The organism is Nocardiopsis quinghaiensis (assembly GCF_008638365.1).
Lineage (GTDB): Bacteria > Actinomycetota > Actinomycetes > Streptosporangiales > Streptosporangiaceae > Nocardiopsis > Nocardiopsis quinghaiensis.
On the sequence record NZ_VWVU01000053.1, the window covers coordinates 1 to 6,438 of the forward strand.

The following is a 6,438-nucleotide window of genomic DNA, read 5'->3' on the forward strand; positions in this document are numbered from 1 at the left end:
GCTTGGTGGAGGGGTTTGAGGAGGAGGGTGATGACGCCTTCTCCGGGGACGAAGCCGTCGGCGTCGGCGTCGAAGGCCCGCGACCTCCCCGTCGGCGACAGCGCCTTCAGGCTGCTCATGGCGTGGTAGTGCAGCGGCGACAGGGCGAGCCTCACTCCTGCGACGAGGGCCTGGTCGCACTCTCCCGCCCGGATGCTGCGTACCGCCTGGTGCAGGGCGACCAGCGAGGACGAGCACAGGGTGTCGATGGTCATGCTGGGGCCGCGCAGGTCCAGGAAGTGGCTGACCCGGTTGGCGAGGAAGGCGTTGTGGTTGCCCAGGCCGCTCAGCGCGTCCAGCTCTGACTCGATGTTGTACTCGCGGTAGTGCTGGTAGCTGGCCCCCACGAACACGCCTGTCCCGGTGCCCGCCACGGCTGTCGGGGCGGTTCCGGCCGACTCCAGGCACTCCCAGGCCCCGCGCAGGAGCCATCGGGCCTGGGGGTCGAGGACCCTGGCCTGATTGGCGAAGACCCCGAACAGGCGGGCGTCGAAGTTCTCGATGCCTTCGAGGAAGCCGCCCGCGGGGCGGTCCGCCAGCCCCCGCCAGCGGTCGGCGGGCGCGGGGCCGACGGCGCTCGCGCCCTCCCTGAGCAGACGCCACAGCTGGTCCGGCGTGCGGGCTCCGGGAACGGCGAGGGAGAAACCGACCACCGCGACGTCGTCGCGGGGAACGGGGGCGTCCTCCCGCGCGCTCGGCGCCGTCCGGGAGGGGACGGGCCGCTCGCGCGTCCCGTCCACGGGCTCCGCCGCCACCCGGACGGACCCGGGAGCGGGCTCCGCCTCCGCTCTCGCCTCCGGAGCGGTCCCCGCCTGCGCCTCCTCCGTCACCGGAGCGGCCTCCGCCCCTGGGACCGGGGCCGGTTCGGGAACGCCGATGGTCGATGCCAGGCTGCGGCAGTCCCGGGCGTCCAGGACGTCGAGCGCGCTGACCGGCGCACCCAGCTCCGACGTCAGCCGCTCGGCGATCTCGGCCGCCAGCATCGAGTCGAGGGCCACCATGGTGAAGGGCGTGTCGGGTGACAGGTCGGGTTCACGCAGGAGCGCACGGACCGTGCCGGTCACACGCGTCGCCGGGTCGGGGACCGTGGGGCGGGCCCCGGAACCGCGACCGGCGTCCTCCCCCTCACGCCGCGGTGCGGCCGGACCGCCGACGGGCAGGTACCGGACACCGGTCAGGGAGACCAAGGTCCTGCCCTCCCCGTCCGTCAGCACGGTGTCGGCCACGCGTGCTCCCTCCGTGTCGACCGAGACCAGACGCACGCGGACCCGCCTGGTACGGGAGGGGTCACCGAACACGTGTGCCGCACGTACCGAGACCGGAAGGTGGACCGACCCGGAGGGGGAGCGGTCCGCCATGGTCAGGACCGCCATGCCCTGCAGGGCGGCGTCGATCGCGGCGACCACCGCCGTGCCGTGAGGGGAGCCGGTGTCCGTCCGCAGTGAGCACACGGCCGTGTCGGAGCCGAAGCGGATTCCGTCGATGACCGCCAGAGCGGGGCCGTACTCCATGTCGGCGGCGGTGAACCAGGCGTAGAGGCCCACCGGGTCCAGGGGCCTGGCGGGTTCCTCCGACGGAGCGGGGAGGGGCGGCGCACCGGCTGCCCCGTCCAAGCGCGCCCGCGCGATGCGCCTGCCGCCCATGCGGAAGGAGACGGTGTCCCCCGACAGTTCGTCGGTGAGCTCCCCGGGCCCGGTGCCCGGCTCGGCGAAGACCACGTCGCGGACCGACGGGGAGCGTCGCAGCGCCCGCGCCAGCAGCAACGCGGCGGGTACCGTCGGCTCGCCCAGTATCCGGTGCTGGCCGATCAGGAGCCTCTCCTCGTCCGGGCCCGGAAGCGCTACGGCGGACGCCGTCTCCTCCGGCGGAGCGGAGTCCGCGGCGCCCAACGGGTACGGGGGCAGCACGACGCGGCGCCCAGCGGGGTACACCGAGTGCCAGTCGACCCGCTCGCCGTCGACGAACCTGGCCGCCCGCTCGGCCAGCGGCCCCGGGACGGGGGCGCCCGCTCCGCGCACCGAGGCACCCGCCGGATCCCCTCCGGCCTCCAGGACCCGGTGCATCCCGGCCAGTACCTCGGCCGTGTCGGAGCCGTGGAAGGCCGCTCGGAAAGCCTGGTGGTGCCTGCCCACCGCCGCGGAGAAGCACACGTCACCCAGTTCCTCACCGCACCCGGACAGCCAGTGGGCCACGTCGCGGATCCGGCCGGACAGGGCCTCGACGGTGTGTCCTGACAGCACCAGCACGTGCTCGCGTCCAGCGGCGGAGGTCGAGGCGGAGGGCGCCGGGTGGCCGGCCACGATGACGTGGGCGTTGGTGCCGCCCATCCCGAACGCGCTCACACCGGCGACGCGCGGCCGGTCCTTCGGCCACGGCACGGTGTCGTGGTTGACGGACAGGCCCGCGGCGGCCAGGTCGATCCGGCTGGAGGGGTTCTCGTGTCCGACCAGCGGCGGGATCGCCCCGTGGTGGAACGAGAGTACGACCTTGAGCAGGCCGGCAAGGCCGCTCGCGGGCTCCAGGTGGCCGATGTTGGCCTTCACCGAACCCAGCAGGCGCTCGCCGGATGCGGAGCCGAAGACCCCTCCCAAGGCCGCCACCTCGACCGGGTCGCCGAGCCGCGTCGCCGTGCCGTGGGCCTCTACCAGGGTCACCTCCTCGGGAGGGGTCCCGGCGTCGGTGAGGGCCTCGCGGACCACGGCCTCCTGGGCGGACCGGCGCGGAGCGGGCAGGGCGCCTCCCCGGCCGCCGTGGTTGACCGCCGTCCCGCGGATGACACCCCACACCCGGTCCCCGTCGCGCTCGGCGTCGGACAGTGGGCGCAGCAGGAGCGCGACGGCGCCCTCGCCGGGCACGAAACCGTCGGCGTCCTCGTCGAAGGGGCGGGGCAGGCCGGGGGAGAGCGCCCCGAGCTGGCTGAGGCTGCGGTAGTACCAGGGAGTCAGTCCCACGTGGCATGCGGCCACCAGGGCCGCTCCGCACTGGCCCGCGCGCAGGGCCTGCACCGCCTGGTGCAGTGCCACGAGCGAGGAGGAGCAGAGCGTGTCGACGGTCTGGGAGGGGCCGGTCAGGTCGAGCGTGTAGGAGACGCGGTTCGCCAGGAGCGCGTTCATCGAGCCCAGTGCCGTGTGGGGGCTGACGTCCTCCAGACCCGAGGTGTCCCGGTGGTGCTGGTAGGTCGCCCCCACGAACACCCCGATGTCGGAGCGGTCGCTGAGACCGGCCTCGTCCACCACGTGCCAGGCGTGTTCCAGCAGCATCTTCTGCTGGGGGTCCATCTCGTCGGCCTCGCGCTGCGACACCCCGAAGAAGCGGTGCTCGAACCGCTCGGGGACGCGGAGGAAGGCACCGGTCCGGCAGTAGGTGCCGGTCATCGCCGAGGAGCGGGGCTCGAACAGGGCGTCGACGTCCCACCGATCGGCGGGCACGTCGGTGAACGCGTGGCCGCCGGACACCAACAGGTCCCAGAAGCCGTCCAGGCCCCCTCCGCCCGGCAGGTCGGCGGACACGGCGACGATCGCGACGTCCTCCCGGCGCGGCGGGGCCTGCGGCTCCACGGGGGCGGACGGCGCGGGTGCCCCGTCACCACCGGGTCCGGACCGTTCACCGGAGCGCGCCGGGACGCGTACGCCGTAGCGCTCCACCAGGGCCTCGGCCACTCCCGCCGCGTCCGGGTACTCCAGGAACAGGGTCGCGGGCAGCTCCCGCCCCAGGAGCCGCGAGAGCTCCTCCGACATCTCCACGCTCATGATGGAGTCGATCCCGTAGTCGCCCAGCGGCGCCGTCGGGGACAGCCGGTCGATGCCGAGGCGCCGGGTCAGGAGGCGTTCGACCTGTTCGCCGACCGCCTCCGGGGAGGAGCCGCCGGTCTCGGGCTCCGCGGAGGGGCGGGGCCGCGCCGGGACCGGGTGCGGGACCGTTCCGCCGTCCGGATGGGCGGCGACCACCAGGTGTTCCCCGCCGCGCAGTACAGCCATGAGCTCGTCCAGGGCCTCCCGGGTCCCCAGCGGGTTGACGCCGCGGCGGCGCAGCTGTTCGGCGACCTCCGTGCCCATACCGACCTCGCCCCACAGCCCCCACGACACCGTGGTCCAAGGACCGCCCATGGTGTGCGCGAAACCGTCCAGGTAGGCGTTGGCCGCGGCGTAGCCCGCCTGGCCCAGGTTGCCGAACGTGCCCGACACCGAACCGAACAGTACGGCGAAGTCCAGCTCCAGGCCCTCCACGGCGGCGGCCAGCTCCCGCGCCCCCGCCGCCTTCGGGGCCAGTACCGCGGCGACGTCCTCGCGCGTGGTGTTGCGCAGCAGCCCGTCGCGCAGGACGCCCGCCGCGTGTACCACCCCGTGTAGTCCGCGCCCGTCGGCGACCAGATCGGCCACCACGGCCGCCAGCGCGCCGGGCACGGAGACGTCGGCGCGCACCGAGCGGATCCGGCAGCCGGTTTCGGCCAGGCGCTCTGCCGCCTCCGGGCCCGGCTCTGAGCGGCCCACCAGCACCAGCTCGCCCGCACCCTCGCGGGCGAAACGCTCGGCGACCTCCACACCGATGCCCCCGTGGCCGCCCAGGACGAGGTAGCGCCCCCCGGGGCGCACACCCGTGCCCGTGCCGGAGGCGTGGAGGGCCACCAGGGAGGGGACCGTGCGCGCGCCGTCGCGGTAGGCGCACTCCACCGGGCCCTCACCGAGTTCGTCGGGCACGGACCGGGCCGAGGCGGAACCGGAGTCGATGTCGACCAGGCGCGGGGACAGACCGGGATACTCGATCGCGGCCGTGCGCACCAGCCCCCACAGGGCCGACCTGCCCGGTACGGGCCGGTCTCCCTCCCCCACCGGCTGGGCGTTCTCCGTCACCACCACGAAACGCCCGGTGCGCTGGCGCGCGCCCAGGGTCCGCAGAGCGTGCAGGCAGGCGTACAGCCCGGTGTCGAGTTCGTCGTCCTCGTCTCGCTCGGGCCCCGTCGACCACAGGTGCACCACGCCGGACACCGTGCCGACCCTCTCCCACAGACGGGAGAAGGTCTGCTCGGAGATCTCCGGCGGGACGCGGGCGCCATCGTCGGAGGTGTCAGCGGCGGGCGGGAGCACCTCGACCACCCGGGCGCCGCGGTCGCGCAGGAACCGTACGATCTCCTCCGCGGCCGACGTGCCCCGCTGCGCCGAGGGGCGCAGGACGACCCAGGTGCCCTCGGCCTTCGGCGGGCCGGGCCGGTCGGAGGGAGCCCACACCACCCGGTTGCCCAGCACGGAACGGGGTGAGGAGGCGCTACGGCGCATTCGCACCCCCTCCAGGAGGGCGACGACCCGGCCACGGCCGTCGAGGACCTGGGCCTCGGCGACGGCGTGGGTGTCCGTGGACTCCACGCTCCTGACCCGCACGCTCACCCGGGAGGGCAGGGGAGCGAACACGGCCAGCCGGTCCACGCCCACGGGCAGGGTCACGTGCGGTCCGGAGGCCGCCGTCCGGCTCTGTGCAGCGACGCTCACCACCTGCAGGACCCCGTCCACCAGATGGGGGTGCGCCAGCCACGGTCCGGCCGTGGACGAGGCGTCCAGCTCGGCCTCGGCCTGGCCGTCGCCGACGGACAGCGAACGCACGACCCGAAGGTCGGGACCGTACTCCATGCCGGCCGCGGACCAGGCCGAGTACAGCTCGGCGGGGTCCAGTCCGTCGGGGCAGGAGACCCGCCACGCCTCGGGGGGCCGCTGCTCACCCAGCCGACGGCTCCGCGACGTGGACAGGACCCGCTGTCCCGCCACCGCGAGCATCGTGAGGTCCGCGCCGCCGCCGTCGTCGCGGGTGAGCGCCTCCAACCGGACGCTCTCCCGTCCTCCCTCCTCCAGGTACAGGGGTCGCGGGAAGGCGACGTCGTTGAGCTCGACGGGGGAGAAGCGGGAACCCGCCATGGCGGCGACCAGCATCATCTCCGTCTGGGCCGCGGCCGGGAGCAGCGCGCGGCCGTCGAAGCGGTGTTGGGAGACGAGCGCGTCGTCGTGGCCGAAGGTCTTCCCGTAGCTCTGGGTCCGTCTGGTCACAGTCCCTCATCTCTCTATTCGTTGCCGCTGTCGAACAGGGGGTGAGTCTCCACCGGGCTCTCACCGGGGGGCGGGGCGTGGGCGGTCCGGGACGGGCCGACGGACAGGCTCTGCCTGGCGAAGGGGTAGCCCGGGACGGGGATGGTGCGTCCGCCCTTGTCCGCGTGCAGCGCGGCCCAGTCGAGCTCTCCGACGCCGGCGTTGAGGTAGGCCTCCACGGACTGGTACAGGCTCCGTTGCTCGGGGTGGTTTTTGTGGAGGGTGGTGTGCCAGTGGGTGGTGGGGTCGTTGAGGGTGGTGCGGGCGTGGGGGGTGAGGTGGGGTTGGGGTCCGATTTCCCAGAAGTGGCGGGCTCCGTGGTGGTGGA

The 6,438-nt window shown here is 74.3% G+C and carries 2 protein-coding genes; both read right to left on the reverse strand.

The genetic code is table 11. The annotated features are described in order from the left end of the window. Window positions 1–6,071, reverse strand: a 6,071-nt coding sequence (locus FYX01_RS25865; protein ID WP_150246479.1) for an SDR family oxidoreductase, incomplete at its 3' end; no start/stop codon positions are given. Window positions 6,072–6,085: 14 nt separating this feature from the next. Continuing rightward, a partial coding sequence (locus tag FYX01_RS26410; RefSeq protein ID WP_223830660.1) for a hypothetical protein occupies window positions 6,086–6,438 on the reverse strand: 353 nt, incomplete at its 5' end.